Below are 17,234 nucleotides of genomic sequence, written 5' to 3'. Positions count from 1 at the left end.
GCTGGAAAGAGCGCTGGCTGCCCCGAAACCCGAAGGAATCAGGCGGCGGCCTTGACGGCTTCAACGACCTTCTTGGCGCCGTCGTTGATGTTGTCGGCCGGGATGATGGCCATGCCGCTGTCGCGCAGCAGCTGCTTGCCTTCTTCCACGTTGGTGCCTTCCAGGCGCACCACGACCGGCACCTTGACGCCCACTTCCTTGACCGCGGCGATGATGCCCTCGGCGATCATGTCGCAGCGGACGATGCCGCCGAAGATGTTGACGAAGATGCCTTCGACCTTGTCCGAGGACAGGATCAGCTTGAACGCCTCGATGACGCGCTGCTTGTTCGCACCGCCGCCGACGTCCAGGAAGTTCGCCGGCTCGCCGCCGTTGAGCTTGATCACGTCCATTGTGGCCATGGCCAGACCGGCGCCGTTGACCATGCAGCCGATGTTGCCGTCCATGGTCACGTAGTTGATGTCCAGCTCCGAAGCGGTCACTTCGGTCTCGTCTTCCTGCGACTTGTCGCGCATCGCGACCAGCGCCTTGTGGCGGAAGCTCGCGTTGTCGTCGCTGTTGAACTTGCCGTCCAGCGCGTACAGGTTGCCGTCGTCCAGGATCGCCAGCGGGTTGATCTCGACCAGCGCCAGATCCTTCTCGTTGAAGATCCGGTACAGGTTCACCATGATGCTGGCGAACTGGCCGGCCTGCTTGGCGGTCAGGCCCATCTTGAAGCCGATGTCGCGGCCGTGGTAACCCTGCACGCCCTCGACGAAGTCCACGTTCAGGGTGTGGATCTTGTCCGGGGTTTCGGCGGCGACCTGCTCGATCTCCATGCCGCCTTCGGACGAGGCGATGAAGCTGATGGTACGGGTGCCACGGTCGACCAGGACCGACAGGTACAGTTCCTTGACGATCTCGCCGGCGGTGGTCACCAGCACCAGGTTGATCGGCAGCTCGACGCCGGCGGTCTGGTAGGTGGCCATCTTGGTGCCGAGCATCTTGGCCGCAGCGGCCTTCACGTCGTCGACGGTCTTGCAGAACTTGACGCCGCCGGCCTTGCCGCGGCCGCCCGCGTGGATCTGCGCCTTGACCATCCAGGGGCCCTGGCCCAGCGACTGGGCGACAGCGACCGCCTCGTCCGGGGTGGCGGCGACCTTGCCGGCCGGAACGGGAATGCCGTACTCGGCAAGCAGCTGTTTTGCCTGGTATTCGTGGAAATTCATGCTTCACCAGTATGTGGGGAACGGCCGCCGGGCAGGCCGTGGATCCGTCCTGGGACGGCCGCGGGCAGGCGGGGCGGGGCCGATATTCTCGCCGACAAGCGGGGGGCGGTGCAAAACGCCCACCGGACGGGGGCCTGGCGACCGGCCGCGCCTATACTTGGCCGGCCCTGCGACCGGAAGCCGGACGTGCGCCACGCTTCGCTGATCGACCGCATCGAATCCATCCCCAAGCGCGAGCTCTACTTCTTCGCCCTGTACCGGGTGCTGGAGGCCGGGCTGGTCGCCGCGCTGGTCTACAGCCCGCTGACGGACCTGGTCGCCGAGGCCCGCAGCCCCGTGCTCGGCGGCACCGTCGCGGTGGCCTACCTGGTCGCCGCGCTGGGCCTGCTGGTGCTCGGCCGCAGCGAGCGCTGGCTGGTGCCGATCGTGTTCGGCGGCACCTGCATCGACATCATCGCCGCCACCCTGGCCACCCATGCCCTGCCCGGCGTGGCGTCCGGCATCGCGATGATGCTGCTGTTCAACGTCGCCGCCGCCGCGATGCTGCTGCCGCTGCGTTACGCGCTGGTGGTGGCCGGCCTGGCGAGCGTGTCGATGGGCCTGGAGTACGTGTGGTCCGTGCTGGAATTCGGCCAGCAGCCGCGCTCGCTGGCCGAGCTGTGCATGTTCGTCATCAGCTACCTGGCCCTGGCCTGGCTGGCGCACCAGATCGGACTGCGGGCGCGCAGCAGCCAGCGGCTGGCCGACCGGCGCAGCGCCGAGGTCGCCAACCTGGTCGAGATCAACGAGCTGATCATCCGACGCATGCGCACCGGGGTACTGGTGGTCGACGTGGAGGGCCGCATCACCCTGGCCAACGAGGCCGCCTCGCTGCTGCTGGGCGATGGCGCGGCCGGCAGCGTGCCGCTGCACGGCGTGGCGCCCGAGCTGGGGCGGCGACTGGCGCGCTGGCGCAACGGCTGGGAGATCGACGACAGCCCGCTGCAGCTGCTGCCCGACCAGCCCGAGGTGCAGCCCCGCTTCGCCCGGCTGCTGGCCGACAGCGACCTGACCCTGGTGTTCCTGGACGACGCCACCGTGGTCTCGCGCCGCGCCGAGTCGCTGACCCTGGCCGCGCTCGGCCGGTTCTCGGCCAGCCTGGCCCACGAGATCCGCAACCCGCTGGCGGCGATCAACTATGCGGTGCAGCTGCTGGAGGAATCGCGCGGGCTGGACGACGCCGACCGGCGCCTGCTGCAGATCATCCACCAGCAGTGCCAGCGCACCAACGGCATCGTCGAGAGCGTGCTCGGCCTGGCCCGGCGCGAGCGGGCCAACCCCGAGAACACCGACCTGTGCGCCTTCGTGCGGCGCTTCGTCGACGATTACCGGCTGACCCTGTCGATCGAGACCGACAGCCTGGAGGCGGCGGTGCCTGGGCAGCCGATCCAGGCCCTGGTCGACCCGCGCCACCTGCAGCAGATCCTGACCGCGCTGGTCCACAACGCGCTGAAGTACGGACGCATCCTCGACGAGCCGGCCCGGGTCCGGCTGCGGGTGTTCCAGACCGAGCGCAACGCGATGGTCGACGTCCTCGACCGTGGCCCGGGCATTCCCGACGCGGTGGTGGCGCAGCTGTTCCGGCCGTTCTTCACCACCTCCGAGCACGGCACCGGCCTGGGCCTGTACATCGCCCGCGAGCTGTGCCGGGCCAACCAGGCCCGGCTCGAGTACGTGCCGGTCCCCGGCGGTGGCGCCTGCTTCCGCGTGTCGATGCCGGGGCCTCACGGGATGCTGCCGGTCTGAGCGGAACCGGCGGGCCACCGACTTGGCCCTTTCATCGACACCGTTTATCGTTCGTTTCATGAATGCGAACCGTAGTGCACTGATCGTCGACGACGAGCGCGACATCCGCGAGCTGCTCGTGCTGACCCTCGGCCGGATGGGGCTGCGCGTGGATACCGCGGCCAACCTCGCCGAGGCGCGCGAGCAGCTGGCGCGCACGCCGTACGACCTGTGCTTCACCGACATGCGCCTGCCCGACGGCAACGGCATCGAGCTGGTCGGCGAGATCGCGCGCCAGTACCCGCGCACGCCGGTGGCGATGATCACCGCCTTCGGCAGCATGGACCTGGCGGTGGAGGCACTGAAGGCCGGCGCCTTCGACTTCGTCAGCAAGCCGGTCGACCTGAGCGTGCTGCGCGGCCTGGTCAAGCACGCGCTGGAGCTCAACAACAGCGAGCGCCCGAAACCGGCCGGCCCGCCGCCGGAACAGGCCAGCCGGCTGCTCGGCGATTCGCCGGCGATGGCGACCCTGCGCGCCACGATCGGCAAGGTCGCGCGCAGCCAGGCCCCGGTCTACATCCTGGGCGAGTCCGGCGTGGGCAAGGAGCTGGTCGCGCGCACCATCCACGAGCAGGGCGCGCGCGCGTCCGGGCCGTTCGTGCCGGTCAACTGCGGCGCGATCCCCGCCGAGCTGATGGAGAGCGAGTTCTTCGGCCACCGCAAGGGCAGCTTCACCGGCGCCCATGCCGACAAGCCCGGCCTGTTCCAGGCCGCCAGCGGCGGCACCCTGTTCCTGGACGAGGTCGCCGAACTGCCGCTGCCGATGCAGGTCAAGCTGCTGCGTGCGATCCAGGAGAAATCGGTCCGGCCGGTCGGCGCGCCCGGCGAGGTGGCGGTGGACGTGCGGATCCTGTCGGCCACCCACAAGGACCTGGGCCAGCTGGTCGCCGACGGCCGCTTCCGCCACGACCTGTACTACCGCATCAACGTGATCGAGCTGCGCGTGCCGCCGCTGCGCGAGCGCACCGGCGACCTGCCGCAGCTGGCCGGCGCCATCCTGGCGCGGCTGTCCCAGGCGCAGGGCCGCCCCGCGCCGGAACTGACCGCATCGGCGCTCGCCACCCTGGCCGACTATGCCTTTCCGGGCAACGTGCGCGAGCTGGAGAACATCCTCGAACGTGCGCTGGCGCTGTCCGAGGACGAGCGCATCGACGCCTCCGACCTGCACCTGCCGCAGACGCTGGTGCGCAGCCCGGCCGCCCCGCCGGTCACGCATGCCGGCGCGCCGGTGCTGCACACCGCCGGCGGCGAGGCGGTGATCGACATCGACCCGGCCGGCGGCGCGCTGCCGTCCTACATCGAGCAGCTCGAGCGGGCCGCGATCCAGAAGGCGCTGGAGGAGAACCGCTGGAACAAGACCCGGACCGCGGCCCAGCTCGGCATCACCTTCCGGGCGCTGCGCTACAAGCTCAAGAAGCTGGGGATGGACTGATCCCGTCGCCGGCGGGCCGTTCGATGCAGCCCCACGGGCAGGCCGCGCGGTCGGCACGGCGTGCCCGATCCGGCGATAATGGCGCATGAGCACGCATCATCAGGCCAAGAAATCCCTGGGCCAGAACTTCCTGCACGAACGCGTCTACATCGAGCGCATCGTCCAGGCGGTGGACCCGAAACCCGGCGACCGGCTGGTCGAGATCGGCCCCGGCCAGGGCGCGATCAGCCTGCCGCTGCTGCGCAGGCACGGCGCCCTGACCGTGATCGAGTTCGACCGCGACCTGATCGCGCCGCTGACCCGGATGGCCGAGGGCGTCGGCGAGCTGACCATCATCCACCGCGACGTCCTGCAGGTCGACTTCTCCGGACTCGCCGCCGGCACGCCGATCAAGCTGGCCGGCAACCTGCCCTACAACATCTCCTCGCCGATCCTGTTCCATGCGCTGGAGCACGCCGCGGCGATCCGCGACATGGTCTTCATGCTGCAGAAGGAAGTGGTCGACCGGATGGGCGCCGGCCCGGGCAGCAAGGTCTATGGCCGCCTGAGCGTGATGCTGCAGGCCTACTGCCAGGTGCAGCCGCTGTTCGTGGTGCCGCCGGGCGCGTTCCGGCCTGCACCGAAGGTGGATTCGGCCGTGGTGCGGCTGATCCCGGGCGATCCGGCCACGGTCGGCATCGTCGATCGCCGCCGCTTCGCCGATGTGGTGCGCGCCGCGTTCGGCCAGCGCCGCAAGACGCTGCGCAATGCGTTGAACGGCGTGTGCGGCCCGGCCCAGTTCGAGGCCGCCGGGGTCAGCCCGGATGCGCGCGCCGAACAGATCGAGGTCGCCGGCTTCGTCGCCCTGGCCAACGCGCCGCAGGCGTGACGCGGCGCGGCCGCCGCTCCTGCGACGGCGGCGACATCCGCGCAGCAACGTGAAGCGCGCGCACACCAGTCTTTCCCACCTTTTGCTTACACTGTCGCCATGGACGAGGCCCCCGCCCCTTACGCGATCGACGTGCACGTCACGCCGCGCTTTCTGGAAAACCAGTCCGAACCGGAGCAGGACCGCTTCGTGTTCGCCTATACGATCCGCATCCACAACCGCGGACGCGTCGCCGCGCAGCTGCTGGCACGGCACTGGATCATCACCGACGGCAATGGCCGCACCGAGGAAGTGCACGGCGATGGCGTGGTCGGCGAACAGCCGTGGCTGGATCCGGGCGAGGACTACGAATACACCTCCGGCGTGGTGCTGGAGACCGGCGACGGCGCGATGCACGGCCGTTACCACATGCTCGCCGCCGACGGCACGCGGTTCGACGCGCAGGTCGCGCCGTTCCTGCTGACCGTCCCGCGGACGCTGCATTGAGGGCCGCCGGATGAGTACATGGGCCATCGGCGACTTGCAGGGATGCTACGACGCGACCCAGCGCCTGCTCGAGAAGATCCGCTTCGATCCTGCGCAGGACCGGCTGTGGTTCTGCGGCGACCTGGTCAACCGTGGCGGCCAGTCGCTGGAGACGCTGCGCCTGGTCCACTCGCTGCGCGACTGCAGCGTGGTGGTGCTGGGCAACCACGACCTGTCGCTGCTAGCGATCGGCGAGCGCGCGCCGGCCGAGCGCCGCAAGGTCAACCCGGACCTGCAGCGGGTGGTGTTCGCCGACGACCGCGACGAGCTGCTGGGCTGGCTGCGCCGGCAGAAGCTGGCGCATGTCGACCGCGATCTGGGCTGGATGATGATCCACGCCGGTCTCGCCCCGCAGTGGACCACCCAGCAGGCGGAGAAGTACGCCGGCGAGGTCGAGCAGCAGCTGCGCGGCGACGGCTATCGCGGCCTGCTGCGCTCGATGTACGGCGACAAGCCCAACTGGTCGCCGGGCCTGCGCGGCCATGACCGCTGGCGCGCGACGATCAACTGGTTCACCCGCGCGCGCTACTGCACGCCGCGCGGACGCATCGCGATCGAAGAGAAGGGCACGCCCGGCACCCAGGCGCCCGGCCTGTACCCGTGGTTCGAGGCGCCCGGACGGGTCGAACGCGACCTGAAGATCGTCTGCGGCCACTGGTCCACGCTCGGCCTGACCATCACCCAGGGCGTGCACGCGATCGATACAGGCGCGGTCTGGGGCGGCAAGCTCACCGCGCTGCGGCTGGACAGCGAGGACCTGCAGCTGGTGCAGTCGCCGGGCCGCGACGTGTCCGGCCTGCCGGCACGCCCGGGGCACGATTGAAGCGCGCGGCGCGGCGGCTGCGTCCGCTCCTGGCATTGCTGCTGGCCGCGGCGGCGCTGTCGGCATCCGCGGCGCCGGCGCTGGTCGAGGCCGCGCGCAGCCAGGTGGGCGTCACGGTGCGCTACGACCCGGCCTATGTCCGCCTGGCGTATCCGGACGGCGATGTGCCCGATGACCGCGGCGTCTGCACCGACGTGGTCGTACGCGCCCTGCGCGTGCAGGGCGTGGACCTGCAGCGCACGATCCACGAGGACATGCGCGCGCATTTCAGCGCGTATCCACGCGACTGGGGCGCCAGCGCGCCGGACCGCAACATCGACCACCGGCGCGTGCCCAACCAGATGCGCTGGTTCGAACGCCAGGGCTGGAAGCTGCGCAGCGGCACGGTCGCCGCCGATTTCAAACCGGGCGACATCGTCGCCTGGCGCCTGCGCAGCGGCCCGCTGCACATCGGCATCGTCTCCGACCGGCGCAGCGCGGCCGGTACACCGCTGATCCTGCACAACATCGCCCGCGGCACCCGCGAAGAAGATCTGCTGTTCGATCACACGATCATCGGCCACTACCGGCCGCAGCTCCGCCCCGTCCAGCACTGAGCGACGCCGGCCGCGCAGCGTGGTCCGTCGCGTCGCGTCGCGTCGCGTCGCGTCGCGGCAGGATCGATCAGACCCGCCGGTACTCGACGAACTCGAACGCATGCGCATGCCGCGCATCGGCCGGGTGCGTCTCGCGCGACACGGCACGCCACTGCGCCGGATCCCATTCCGGGAAGAACGCGTCGGCGCGCTCGACCACGGTGTCGACGTGGGTCAGCTGCAGCACGTCGGCCAGCGGCAGCGTCAGCGCGTAGACCTCGCCGCCACCGATCACGCACAACGTCTCGCCGCCCTGCGCCGTGGCGGCAGCGATCGCGGCCTCCAGCGAGGCCACCGCCTGCATGCCATCGAACGGCACCTGGCCGCTGCGGGTCAGCACCAGATTCAGGCGGCCCGGCAGCGCGCGGCCCAGCGACTCGGCGGTGCGCCGGCCCATCAGGATCGGGTGGCCGAGGGTCAGCGCTTTGAAATGCCGGAAATCGTCGGGCAGGTGCCAGGGCATCGCATTGCCGCGCCCGATCCCGCGGTTGCGGTCGAGCGCGGCAACCAGCACCAGACGCGGCGACCTCATTGCGCCCCCGCGTCGACGCATCGCTGGACGGTAGGCGCCAGCGGAACCGAGGCCGTCAGGAGACGCGCATGCGCTTCCTCGTTGGTCCGCATGTTCAGGGGCGAGGCAGCGATGGTCTCATCGAAGCGCTGCCGCGTCGCCTCGTCCTGGAACACCTGCAGCCACAGCAGATCCTGCCCGGTGCCGACGCGCGCCTGTACGAGCAGCGCACGGAGCCGCGCAACCGGCACGCTCCCGGCCAGGAACGCGATCATCGCGTCGCGCGTCGCCGGGTGCGCATGCGCCTGCTCCAGCGCAGGCCGGATCCCGTCCTGCACCAGCGCTTCGAGGGCCTGTTCCAGTCCCTCGCAGGCCTGGATCCGCGCCTGGCTTCCCAGCGCCACCTCGACCTGATGCCGCGTCTGCGCCTCCAGCTGATCGGCGACGTCGACGACGAACTGCCGGTGCAGCGCCCGGGCGAAGGCCTGGTCGTACAGCTCCGCAGCGAGCGCACCGGCGTCCCTGTCCGGCGCCATGGCGGCCACCGCGCCCGGCATCATCAACGCGGCAGCCACCAGCGCGCGGCGGATCATCACACCGCCACCGGCGCCTTGATCGCCGGGTGCGGGTCGTACCCCTCGATCACGATGTCCTCGAAGCGGAAGCCGAACAGGTCGGTCACTTCGGGATTCAGCGCCAGCCGCGGCAGCGGCCTCGGCTCGCGCGCGAGCTGCTCGCGCGCCTGTTCGTAGTGGTTCGAATACAGGTGCGCATCGCCCAGCGTGTGCACGAAGTCGCCCACGCCCAGCCCCGTCGCCTGCGCGACCATGTGGGTCAGCAGCGCATAGCTGGCGATGTTGAACGGCACGCCGAGGAAGATGTCGCCGCTGCGCTGGTACAGCTGGCAGCTGAGCTTTCCATCGACCACGTAGAACTGGAACAGGCTGTGGCAGGGCATCAGCGCCATCTGCGGCAGCTGCGCCACGTTCCAGGCGCTGATCACCAGCCGGCGCGAATCGGGATTGCGCCTGATCTCGTCCACCAGCCACTGCATCTGGTCGATGGTCTGGCCGTCGGCGCCTTCCCAGCTGCGCCACTGCTTGCCGTAGACCGGGCCGAGGTCGCCGTTGGCATCGGCCCATTCGTCCCAGATGCCGACCTTGTTGTCCTTCAGGTAGCCGATGTTGGTATCGCCCTGCAGGAACCACAGCAGCTCGTGGATGATCGAGCGCAGGTGCAGCTTCTTCGTCGTGACCAGCGGGAAGCCGGCATTGAGGTCGAAGCGCATCTGCCAGCCGAACACGCTGCGCGTGCCGGTGCCGGTGCGGTCGGATTTCTCGGCGCCATGCTCGAGCACGTGCCGCAGCAGGTCCAGGTACTGCTTCATGCCCTGCCCTCCGCCAGCGGCTGCGGCTGCAGCACCGGAGCGCTGCGCGAGCGCCACAGCAGGAACAGGCCGAGTGCGATCAGCGGCAGGCTCAGCACCTGGCCCATGGTCAGCCAGCCGAACGCCAGATAGCCCAGCTGCGCATCGGGCACGCGTACGAACTCGACGATGAAGCGGAACACGCCGTACAGCAGCGCGAACATGCCAGACACCGCGTAGCGGGCACGCGGCGTGCGCGAGAACAGCCACAGCACCACGAACATCGCCAGGCCTTCCAGCGCGGCCTGGTAGAGCTGCGACGGATGGCGGGCGAATGTGTCCAGCGCGCCGGCGTCGAATTGCGCCTTCAGCGTCGCCGGGTCCATGCTGGCGAACGGCTCGGGCACGCCGGTCGGGAACACCACGCCCCAGCCGGCCTGCGTGTACTTGCCCCACAATTCGCCGCCGATGTAGTTGCCCAGGCGGCCGAAGCCCAGTCCCGGCGGCACCAGCGGTGCCACGAAATCCATCGTGTCGAAGAAATGGTGCCCATGCTTGCGCGACCACCACCAGGCTGCGGCGAGCACGCCGAGCAGGCCGCCGTGGAAGCTCATGCCGCCCTTCCAGACCATGAACACCTGCAGCGGATGCCGCAGGTAGGTGTCCAGGTCGTAGAACAGGATCGAGCCCAGGCGGCCGCCGACCACCACGCCGATCATCCCGTAGAACAGCAGGTCGGAGAACGCCTCGGCGTTCACCCCCGGCAGCCGGCCCTGGCGGATCCGGCGCTGGCCCAGCCACCAGGCGGCCAGGAAGGCCAGCAGATACATCAGGCCGTACCAGTGCACCTGCACCGGCCCCAGCGACAGTGCGATCGGATCGATCTGGTGCAGGATCATCGTGCAGCGCTTCCCACGAAACGGCCGGCGCGCGCGCCGGCCTGGTTGCGATCGCACCGGGCCCCGTCCTCCGGGACCCGGCCCCATGCCGGTGCGGACGCGATGAAGGCGGCGTCCGCGGCCGGGTTCACCACTCGCCCGCGCCTTCCACGTGCTTGCGCGCGGCGGCGCGGCGCATCAGCAGGTTGAACACCTCGACCATGACCGAGAACGCCATCGCGAAATAGATGTACGGCTTGGGCACATGCACGTCGAAGCCGTCCAGGATCAGCACGGTGCCGATCAGCAGGATGAAGGCCAGAGCCAGCATCTTGATGGTCGGGTTGTTGTCGATGAAGCGGCCCAGCGGGTTGGCCGCCAGCAGCATCACCGCCACCGCCAGCAGGATCGCCGCGACCATCACCGGGATGTGGTCGGCCATGCCGACCGCGGTGATCACCGAGTCCAGCGAGAACACGATGTCGATCACCGCGATCTGCGCGATCACCACCCAGAACACCTGCGAGCTCTTGGTGGTGCGCGGGTCGTCATCGTGGCCGCCGGTGATCAGCTCGCGGATCTCCATCGCGCCCTTGATCAGCAGGAATGCGCCGCCCATGATCAGGATCAGGTCGCGGATCGAGATGCCCATCCCGAACAGGTGGAACAGGTCGCGTTCCATCCGCGCCAGGAACGCCAGCGACACCAGCAGCGCGATGCGGGTGATGCAGGCCACCGCGATGCCGAACTTGCGGGCGAACGCACGCTGGTGCTCGGGCAGGCGGCCGACCGCGATCGAGATGAACACCAGGTTGTCGATGCCCAGCACGATCTCGAGCGCGCTCAGTGTGACCAGGGTCAGCCAGACGTTCGGGTCGGCCAGGAATTCCAGATTCATCGCTTCAATCCTTCACAAACAAGAGTCAGAGCAGCCGCGGGCCGAGAATCAGGCCCCAGCACATCACCACGTTGACCATCATCACGAACACCGCGGCCGAGCCCATGTCCTTGGCACGCCCGGCCAGCTCGTGGTGTTCGGGGCCATAGCGCTCGATCACCGCCTCGATCGCCGAATTCAGCAGTTCCACCGCCAGCACCAGCAGCAGCGAGCCGACCAGCAGCGCGCGCTCGACGCCGCCCTGCCCGAGCCACAGCCCCAGCGGGGCCAGCACCACGAACAGGTACACCTCGAGGCGGAACGAGGATTCATGCAGCCAGGCCGCGTGCAGCCCCTGCAGCGACCACTGCGTCGCCTTGAGGATCCGTCCGGGACGGCGTGGCAGGTGTCCGGTTTCGTCGGCCATGGAGATCGATCAGATCCCCGCCGCGCAGGCGGAATGGCGGAACGGGACCGCTGCGACGCAGGGCCGGGCTGGGCACGGGGACATGGCGGGGTCTGGAACCGGGTACGAAGCGACAATTTTGCCACACCCGCCCGCTGAACCCCGCCCCTGCCGCATCCGATGACGCGATTGCGCCTTCACGTCCGGCTGGGCCACCCTGCCCTGCCGTTCCGCAACAGAAGGGGCGTCATGCCCGGTCTCCGTTCTTTCCGCCTCCGCTGCGGGCTGCTTGGCCTGCTGGCCTGCGTCGCCGCCCCGCTCGCCGCGACGCCCCCGCCCGATGCGCCGGCGCCGCCGGTCCCGCCCGCCGGCGTGGTGTCCTCGCCCGACTGGGAACAGGACATGCGCCGCTTCGCTGCCGAAGACGCCGCCCAACCGCCGCCGCGCGGCGCGGTGCTGTTCGTCGGCAGCTCGTCGATCCGGATGTGGGACACGCTGGCCGCCGACTTCCCGGACACCGCGGTGATCAACCGCGGCTTCGGCGGTTCGGAGATCCGTGACAGCACCTGGTATGCCGACCGCATCGTGATCCCGTACGCACCACGCCTGATCGTGCTCTATGCCGGTGACAACGACCTCAACAGCGGCCGGACCCCGCAGCAGCTGCGCGCCGACTTCGCCGCCTTCGTCGAACGGGTGCGCCGCGGCCTGCCCGGCGTGCGGATCGCCTACATCGCGATCAAGCCGAGCCCGGCGCGGGCCGGGCTGATGCCGGCGGCGCACGCGGCCAATGCGCAGATCCGTGCCGAGGCCGCACGCTGGCACGGGGTCGACTTCATCGACATCTACACGCCGATGCTCGACGGCAACGGCCAGCCGCGCGCCGAGCTGTTCCTGGAGGACCAGCTGCACCTCAACGCCGACGGCTACGCCCTGTGGCGCGGCATCGTCGCGCCGTATCTGGCCAGGTAGGCATCGGCCGGCGATCCATGCGGCGGTTCCGGCCGCCCGCGGCACGCGGCCGGGGCGGCCGATCATGCCGGCTCAGCGTCGGCGCGGGGCGTCCGCCGGCTGGTACAGGCTCAGCACGGCGCCGTCCGGGTCGAGGAAATCCAGGGTCAGGCCACCGTCGGGCGCCTCGCTGACCGGGACGACGATCTCGACGCCCTTGGCGGCAAGCGCGTCGGCGCAGTCGTCGATGCCGCCCTCCAGACTGAACACCACGACCGGGCTCTCGCCGGCCCGCGCGGCCCGTTCGATGAACACCAGCGCCACCGGCCCGGCCTGGGCCGTGGCGAACGGGCCGTCGTGGCCATCCACGGCCTGCACCTCCAGGCCGAGGGTGTCGCGGTAGAAGGGGACACTGCGGGCAAGGCTGGCGACGAAGAAGACGACGGTCTCGAGTTTGCAACCTGTCAGCATGGACGGACTCCTCGGGTGGAACGGATGGCCGGGCCATCGGCCCGGGCGCCGGCGGACGGGCCGGCACGTCCTTCTAGTTGCCGCCGGCCGACGCAGTGTGAGCACCGCGCACGACCAGCAGATGGCCATCGGGATCGTGCGTGCCCATCGCCTGCCCGCGCAACGCCGCCTTCAGCGCGCGCCGGACCAGGCCGAACTGCAGATCGACGCTGCGCTGCGGGTCGCGCAGCCGGGCCAGGGCCACCGCGTGTGCGCGCTGCGCCGGCGGCAGTGCCCCCAGCGCGCGTCGGATGCCGGTCAGCCGCTGCCGGAACGCGGTCGGCGAGATCCGCAGGATCCAGCGGATCTCCTCGGCACCCAGCCCATGCAGGGCCAGCACCGCCACCCGCCGCGCCGCCGGTGGCAGACGCTGGATCAGCTCGCTGGGCGGCCCGGATGCCTCGTTGTCGTCCGCCGCGGGCGGCACGGAATCGGCCACGGCAACGGCGTGTTCGCGACGCCGGCGCCTGACCTCGCCGCGGATCCGCAGCGCCGCCTGCCGCCGCAGCACGCCGGCCAGCCACGCCGGATCCTCGCGCCCCTGGTCGAGCGCCACCAGCAGCGTGTCCTGGACGAGATCGTGTGCATCGTCGACGTTGCGGCTCACGCGCCGCGCCTGCGCCAGCAATGCCTGGTAACCGTGTCGGTCCATGCCGCCGATCCTGCGGCGCGGCGCCGGCGGCGGCAAGCGGATGCGACGAACGCCCCGACCGGAGACGTCCCCGGCATCGGCGGCGTCCGCGGTGCGGCGATGTCGACGATGGGACGCGGGCGAGGCACTCGCTGCCATCGCCGGTCCGTGGTGCGGTGTGCGGGTTCGCCGTTCATGCCTGCGCAGGCAAGGTCACCGGTGCGAGGACGTTCCCCCAGCGGGAGTAAGCGCGGGAGTTCCCGGGCAGGCCGTGCCTTCCGGGTGGGCCCGTGGCGATCCAGAGGCGCGGCGATCAACCGCTCACGCCGACCGCGGCAGCCGAACCGATCGCCGAACGTGCCCGCACCGGAGCGGATGCGGTGCCGCGACGGCGCCATGGCGGATGGCGCCCTGGCACTCAGCGCTTCGAATCGCGCAGCGCCTGCTGTTCGACCAGGGTCAGGGCGACGTTGTCGCGCAGGTACGCCGGTTCGGCCCGTTCGGGAGCGACCGCCTCGCCACGGGCGAAGGCCGCTGCCGCCAGCCGGGCGAGCACGCCGGCGCGCGGCAACGCGGTCGCATCGGCCCGCACCAGCGCCGGTTGCAGGCGCTGCAGCAGCAGGCCGTCGGCGGCGCCGAAACCGGTGCCCACGCCCTGCCAGCCGCCCTGCACGGCCTCCAGCGGCTCGACCGCATCGGGGGCCAGCACGCGTTCGGCGCCGAGCGCGGTCAACGCATCGCCATCGCGCAGGAACGCGCCGACATAGACCTCGCCCATCCGCGCATCGATCGCGCCGAGGATCCGCGCCGGGCCGTCCTGCGCCGCAGCGGCCGCCAGCACCGCCAGCGTCGACACCGGCACCACCGGCCGGTCCAGCGCCAGTGCGATGCCCTGCGCCAGCGCGATCGCCAGACGCACGCCGGTGAATGCGCCGGGGCCACGCCCGACCGCGATCGCATCCAGTTGCGTCCGCGCGATCCCGACCTCGGCCAGCAGCGCCTCGGCCCAGGGCAGCGACAGCTCGGCATGGCGGCGCGGCGCCAGCTCGAAGCGCTCGTGGACCTCGCCATCCAGGTACAGCGCGACCGAACAGGCCTCGGTGGCGGTTTCGAAGGCGAGCAGCTTCATCCGGGGACATCCTCTTCAACGATGGCGGATTGTCCCGCAAAGAAGGCCTGCACGTCCGCCAGCTCGCGGGTGCGGGCGAACGGCGGCAGCGAGTCCATGAAGGTGCGGCCGTAGGGCTTGCCGGTCAGGCGCGGGTCGCACAGCACCAGCACGCCGCGGTCGCGTTCGCTGCGGATCAGCCGGCCAACCGCCTGCTTCAGTGCGATCACCGCCTGCGGCAACTGCTCGTCGCGGAACGGATTGCCGCCCTGGCGGCGGATCGCCTCCAGCCGCGCCTCGAACACCGGATCGTCCGGCGCGGCGAACGGCAGCTTGTCGATCACCACCACGCTGAGCGCATCGCCGGCCACGTCCACGCCTTCGCGGAAACTGGCCGCGCCGAGCAGCACGCCGTTGCCGGACGCGCGGAAGCGCTGCAGCAGGGTCGCACGCGGCGCCTCGCCCTGCACGAACAGCGGCCACGGACCACCGCGCAGCGCCGCAGCCGCCTCGCGCAGTGCACGGTGCGAGGCGAACAGCAGGAAGGCGCGGCCGTTGGAGGCCTCCAGCACCGGCCGCACCGCGTCCAGCATCGCCGTGCTGAACTCGCGGCTGTTCGGATCGGGCAGCCGCGGTGGCAGATAGCACAGCGCCTGCTGCGGCCAGTCGAACGGGCTGGGCTCGAGCAGGGTGTCCGGATCGACAAGGCCCAGCCGCTGCGCGACATGGCTGAAACCGCCCTTGATCGCCAGCGTGGCCGAGGTGAACACCCAGGCCGCGCGCGAGGCCTCGCGGTGCGCGCGCAGCGGCGCCGACACATCCAGCGGCGTGCGCTGGCAGCGGAAACCACGCGGGCTGAGTTCGTACCAGAGCACTTCGCCCTCGCGCACCGGCGCTGCGGCATCGGTCGGCGCCGCGGCATCGCCGGCAGGCGCAGCGAACAGCCCAGCATCGTCCGGCAGCACATCGTCGAACAGGGTGCTGGCGACCTCGCCATCCAGCCAGCGCTCCAGCCGCTCGCGCAGGTCGCGGGCGCGCACCATGCAGACCTCGAAGCCGGGCGACGCCTCGACCAGTGGCTGCAGCGCGTCCTGCAGCGTCGCCAGCGCCGCGGCCAGCGCCTCGAAGCCGTCGTGCACCGCCGGCAGGGTCAGCGCGCGGTAGCGGGTCCCACGCGGCGGCAGCGCCTCCATCGCCTCGCGCAGCTCGCGCAGCACCTGATCCAGCGCGCGCACCGGCGGCTGCAGCAGCGCCAGCGCGCCGGTGGTCTGCCGGCATTCGGACAGGCAGTCGCGACCCAGTTCCTGCAGCTGGCGCATGCCGAAGGCTTCGCCGAAGAAGGTCGCGGCCAGCTCGGGCAGCTGGTGGGCCTCGTCGATGATGAAGGCCTGCGCGCCGGGCAGGATCTCGCCGAAGCCTTCCTGTTTCAGCGCCAGGTCGGCCAGCAGCAGGTGGTGGTTGACCACCACCAGGTCGGCGCCCTGTGCGCGCTGGCGGGCCTGCACGACGAAGCACTCGCCGAAGAACGGGCACTCGCCGCCCAGGCAGTTGTCGACGGTGGAGGTGACCAGCGGCAGCAGCGGCGAATCGTCGGGAATGCCGTCCAGCTCGGCCATGTCGCCGAAGCGGGTGCGCCCGCTCCAGGCGATGATGCGCTGGAACTGGCTGGCCTGCTCGGTGCTGGAAAAACGCGCCTCGCCGCGCTGCGACGGCAGCGTCGCCTCGACCCCCTTCGCCTGTTCCAGCCGGTAGTGGCACAGATAGTTCGCACGGCCTTTCAGCAGCGCGCTGCGCAACCCCACGCCCAGCGCCTCGCGCACCCGCGGCAGGTCGCGGTGGTACAGCTGGTCCTGCAGCGCGCGGGTGCCGGTGGAGATGATCGTCTTCTGGCCCGACAGCAGGGCCGGCACCAGGTAGGCGTAGGTCTTGCCGGTACCGGTGCCGGCTTCGGCCAGCAGCACGTCGGCGTGCTCGACCGCCTCGGCGATCGCCGCGGTCAGCCGCTGCTGCGCCGGCCGCGGGACGAAGCCGTCGAGCCGGGACGCGAGCATCCCGCCCTCGCTGAGGGCATCGCGGCTGGCTTGGGCGAGGCGGGACATGACACGGCACGCGCCTGCGGCTGCATCGCCCGGGAGCGACGCCCGCCGCGGGCACTTACATGCGGATCAGGCCGGGCACGGTGCAGGAGGCGATCTGCGCCTGCGCCGAGGCGGCGTTCTCGGGCTGCTCGCGGGCCAGCCGCGACTGCTCGATCGTCGCCCAGTGGCGGCGGCACAACGGGCCGACCCTGGAGCCCAGGTCGAACGCCTTCCGCGCCAGCGTCTCGGCCTTGGCGTAGTCGCCCAGGGCCAGCGCCACCTCGGCCCGCTCCTGCAGCACGGCCGGGTCGTCGGCGACATGGCCGATGGCCAGGTCGAGATCGGCCGCGGCCCTGGCGTAATCGCCGGCGGCCTGGGCCTGCTGCGCACGCGCGCGCAGATCCTCGACCTGCGGGTCGCGCAGCGGCTGCACATCGAGCTCGGTGTCGTCCACGCCGGCGGCGGCGGCGACCGCGGCCAGCCGCTGCTGCGGGCTGACGTGCGGCTTGGTCGGGGCCGGCGGCACGGGGGTCTGGCAGGCGGCCAGCCCCAGGCACGCCACGATGAGGACGAGGGAAAGGGAACGGGAGAACGGCGTCATGG

19 protein-coding genes are annotated in these 17,234 nt (G+C 70.9%); 7 read left to right on the top strand and 12 right to left on the bottom strand.

Going from position 1 to position 17,234, the window contains the following annotated elements; translation table 11 throughout:
• Positions 1–38: 38 nt before the first annotated feature.
• The gene (sucC, locus tag IB242_RS01160) at positions 39–1,208 is read right to left on the bottom strand and encodes an ADP-forming succinate--CoA ligase subunit beta (RefSeq protein ID WP_192275364.1); all 1,170 of its coding nucleotides are present in this window, start codon (positions 1,206–1,208) and stop codon (positions 39–41) included.
• A gap of 186 nt (positions 1,209–1,394) precedes the next feature.
• Between sucC and IB242_RS01155 the strand changes: the two genes are divergently transcribed.
• The 6 genes from IB242_RS01155 to IB242_RS01130 all read left to right on the top strand — a co-directional run bounded on the left by IB242_RS01155 (position 1,395) and on the right by IB242_RS01130 (position 7,276).
• Entirely contained in the window at positions 1,395–2,993 is a 1,599-nt protein-coding gene (locus tag IB242_RS01155; RefSeq protein ID WP_192275363.1) for an ATP-binding protein, read from the top strand.
• A gap of 58 nt (positions 2,994–3,051) precedes the next feature.
• Positions 3,052–4,464 (top strand): sigma-54 dependent transcriptional regulator, encoded by a 1,413-nt coding sequence (locus IB242_RS01150; RefSeq protein WP_192275362.1) that lies wholly within the window; start codon positions 3,052–3,054, stop codon positions 4,462–4,464.
• An 85-nt stretch (positions 4,465–4,549) separates the two neighbouring features.
• The gene (gene rsmA / locus IB242_RS01145; protein ID WP_192275361.1) at positions 4,550–5,332 is read left to right on the top strand and encodes a 16S rRNA (adenine(1518)-N(6)/adenine(1519)-N(6))-dimethyltransferase RsmA; all 783 of its coding nucleotides are present in this window, start codon (positions 4,550–4,552) and stop codon (positions 5,330–5,332) included.
• Positions 5,333–5,431: 99 nt separating this feature from the next.
• Complete coding sequence (apaG, locus tag IB242_RS01140; protein WP_192275360.1) at positions 5,432–5,818, top strand: Co2+/Mg2+ efflux protein ApaG; 387 nt, start codon at positions 5,432–5,434, stop codon at positions 5,816–5,818.
• 10 nt (positions 5,819–5,828) lie between these two features.
• Entirely contained in the window at positions 5,829–6,680 is an 852-nt protein-coding gene (locus IB242_RS01135) for a symmetrical bis(5'-nucleosyl)-tetraphosphatase (protein ID WP_192275359.1), read from the top strand.
• Between the two features lie 35 nt (positions 6,681–6,715).
• On the top strand, positions 6,716–7,276 hold the full coding sequence (locus IB242_RS01130) for a DUF1287 domain-containing protein (protein WP_225539938.1): 561 nt from the start codon (positions 6,716–6,718) through the stop codon (positions 7,274–7,276).
• A 67-nt stretch (positions 7,277–7,343) separates the two neighbouring features.
• Here IB242_RS01130 and IB242_RS01125 read toward each other — a convergent pair whose 3' ends face one another.
• The 6 genes from IB242_RS01125 to IB242_RS01100 form a co-directional block, all read right to left on the bottom strand.
• The gene (locus tag IB242_RS01125) at positions 7,344–7,847 is read right to left on the bottom strand and encodes a dihydrofolate reductase (protein WP_192275358.1); all 504 of its coding nucleotides are present in this window, start codon (positions 7,845–7,847) and stop codon (positions 7,344–7,346) included.
• The gene (locus IB242_RS01120; RefSeq protein ID WP_192275357.1) at positions 7,844–8,419 is read right to left on the bottom strand and encodes a hypothetical protein; all 576 of its coding nucleotides are present in this window, start codon (positions 8,417–8,419) and stop codon (positions 7,844–7,846) included. Before IB242_RS01120 ends, IB242_RS01125 begins: the two co-directional genes overlap by 4 nt.
• Positions 8,419–9,213 carry a thymidylate synthase gene (locus tag IB242_RS01115; protein ID WP_192275356.1) on the bottom strand — a complete coding sequence of 265 codons (795 nt, stop codon included), beginning with the start codon at positions 9,211–9,213 and terminating at the stop codon, positions 8,419–8,421. The genes IB242_RS01120 and IB242_RS01115 overlap by 1 nt, the downstream gene beginning before the upstream one ends.
• Positions 9,210–10,091 carry a prolipoprotein diacylglyceryl transferase gene (gene lgt, locus IB242_RS01110; protein ID WP_192275355.1) on the bottom strand — a complete coding sequence of 294 codons (882 nt, stop codon included), beginning with the start codon at positions 10,089–10,091 and terminating at the stop codon, positions 9,210–9,212. The genes IB242_RS01115 and lgt overlap by 4 nt, the downstream gene beginning before the upstream one ends.
• Positions 10,092–10,218: 127 nt before the next feature.
• On the bottom strand, positions 10,219–10,968 hold the full coding sequence (locus tag IB242_RS01105; RefSeq protein WP_192275354.1) for a TerC family protein: 750 nt from the start codon (positions 10,966–10,968) through the stop codon (positions 10,219–10,221).
• Between the two features lie 25 nt (positions 10,969–10,993).
• A complete protein-coding gene (locus tag IB242_RS01100; RefSeq protein ID WP_192275353.1) occupies positions 10,994–11,374 on the bottom strand; it encodes a diacylglycerol kinase in 381 nt (126 codons plus the stop codon).
• A gap of 228 nt (positions 11,375–11,602) precedes the next feature.
• Here IB242_RS01100 and IB242_RS01095 point away from each other — a divergent pair, with 228 nt between their 5' ends.
• Complete coding sequence (locus IB242_RS01095; protein ID WP_192275352.1) at positions 11,603–12,325, top strand: SGNH/GDSL hydrolase family protein; 723 nt, start codon at positions 11,603–11,605, stop codon at positions 12,323–12,325.
• A 72-nt stretch (positions 12,326–12,397) separates the two neighbouring features.
• Here the strand turns inward: IB242_RS01095 and IB242_RS01090 are convergent, their stop codons facing one another.
• From IB242_RS01090 to IB242_RS01070, 5 genes are all read right to left on the bottom strand, one after another.
• Positions 12,398–12,775, bottom strand: a complete 378-nt coding sequence (locus IB242_RS01090; RefSeq protein ID WP_192275351.1) for a VOC family protein — start codon at positions 12,773–12,775, stop codon at positions 12,398–12,400.
• Positions 12,776–12,848: 73 nt separating this feature from the next.
• On the bottom strand, positions 12,849–13,466 hold the full coding sequence (locus IB242_RS01085) for a sigma factor (RefSeq protein WP_192275350.1): 618 nt from the start codon (positions 13,464–13,466) through the stop codon (positions 12,849–12,851).
• Positions 13,467–13,863: 397 nt separating this feature from the next.
• On the bottom strand, positions 13,864–14,574 hold the full coding sequence (gene tsaB / locus IB242_RS01080) for a tRNA (adenosine(37)-N6)-threonylcarbamoyltransferase complex dimerization subunit type 1 TsaB (protein ID WP_192275349.1): 711 nt from the start codon (positions 14,572–14,574) through the stop codon (positions 13,864–13,866).
• Positions 14,571–16,652: an ATP-dependent DNA helicase gene (locus IB242_RS01075; RefSeq protein ID WP_192275348.1), complete on the bottom strand. Its 2,082-nt coding sequence runs from the start codon at positions 16,650–16,652 to the stop codon at positions 14,571–14,573. The genes tsaB and IB242_RS01075 overlap by 4 nt, the downstream gene beginning before the upstream one ends.
• Positions 16,653–16,707: 55 nt before the next feature.
• On the bottom strand, positions 16,708–17,232 hold the full coding sequence (locus tag IB242_RS01070) for a hypothetical protein (protein ID WP_192275347.1): 525 nt from the start codon (positions 17,230–17,232) through the stop codon (positions 16,708–16,710).
• Positions 17,233–17,234: the final 2 nt, after the last annotated feature.

The organism is Xanthomonas sp. XNM01 (assembly GCF_014851915.1).
Taxonomy (GTDB): Bacteria; Pseudomonadota; Gammaproteobacteria; order Xanthomonadales; family Xanthomonadaceae; genus Pseudoxanthomonas.
Note: the sequence above shows the minus strand (reverse complement) of the source record. Positions and strands in the feature narration are given on the sequence as shown.

Coding starts and splice junctions, on each gene's coding strand:
- sucC (WP_192275364.1), bottom strand. CDS start 1,208: ATGAATTTCCACGAATACCAGGCAAAACAGCTGCTTGCCGAGTACGGC.
- IB242_RS01150 (WP_192275362.1), top strand. CDS start 3,052: ATGAATGCGAACCGTAGTGCACTGATCGTCGACGACGAGCGCGACATC.
- rsmA (WP_192275361.1), top strand. CDS start 4,550: ATGAGCACGCATCATCAGGCCAAGAAATCCCTGGGCCAGAACTTCCTG.
- apaG (WP_192275360.1), top strand. CDS start 5,432: ATGGACGAGGCCCCCGCCCCTTACGCGATCGACGTGCACGTCACGCCG.
- IB242_RS01135 (WP_192275359.1), top strand. CDS start 5,829: ATGAGTACATGGGCCATCGGCGACTTGCAGGGATGCTACGACGCGACC.
- IB242_RS01125 (WP_192275358.1), bottom strand. CDS start 7,847: ATGAGGTCGCCGCGTCTGGTGCTGGTTGCCGCGCTCGACCGCAACCGC.
- IB242_RS01120 (WP_192275357.1), bottom strand. CDS start 8,419: ATGATCCGCCGCGCGCTGGTGGCTGCCGCGTTGATGATGCCGGGCGCG.
- IB242_RS01115 (WP_192275356.1), bottom strand. CDS start 9,213: ATGAAGCAGTACCTGGACCTGCTGCGGCACGTGCTCGAGCATGGCGCC.
- lgt (WP_192275355.1), bottom strand. CDS start 10,091: ATGATCCTGCACCAGATCGATCCGATCGCACTGTCGCTGGGGCCGGTG.
- IB242_RS01105 (WP_192275354.1), bottom strand. CDS start 10,968: ATGAATCTGGAATTCCTGGCCGACCCGAACGTCTGGCTGACCCTGGTC.
- IB242_RS01100 (WP_192275353.1), bottom strand. CDS start 11,374: ATGGCCGACGAAACCGGACACCTGCCACGCCGTCCCGGACGGATCCTC.
- IB242_RS01095 (WP_192275352.1), top strand. CDS start 11,603: ATGCCCGGTCTCCGTTCTTTCCGCCTCCGCTGCGGGCTGCTTGGCCTG.
- IB242_RS01090 (WP_192275351.1), bottom strand. CDS start 12,775: ATGCTGACAGGTTGCAAACTCGAGACCGTCGTCTTCTTCGTCGCCAGC.
- IB242_RS01085 (WP_192275350.1), bottom strand. CDS start 13,466: ATGGACCGACACGGTTACCAGGCATTGCTGGCGCAGGCGCGGCGCGTG.
- tsaB (WP_192275349.1), bottom strand. CDS start 14,574: ATGAAGCTGCTCGCCTTCGAAACCGCCACCGAGGCCTGTTCGGTCGCG.
- IB242_RS01075 (WP_192275348.1), bottom strand. CDS start 16,652: ATGTCCCGCCTCGCCCAAGCCAGCCGCGATGCCCTCAGCGAGGGCGGG.
- IB242_RS01070 (WP_192275347.1), bottom strand. CDS start 17,232: ATGACGCCGTTCTCCCGTTCCCTTTCCCTCGTCCTCATCGTGGCGTGC.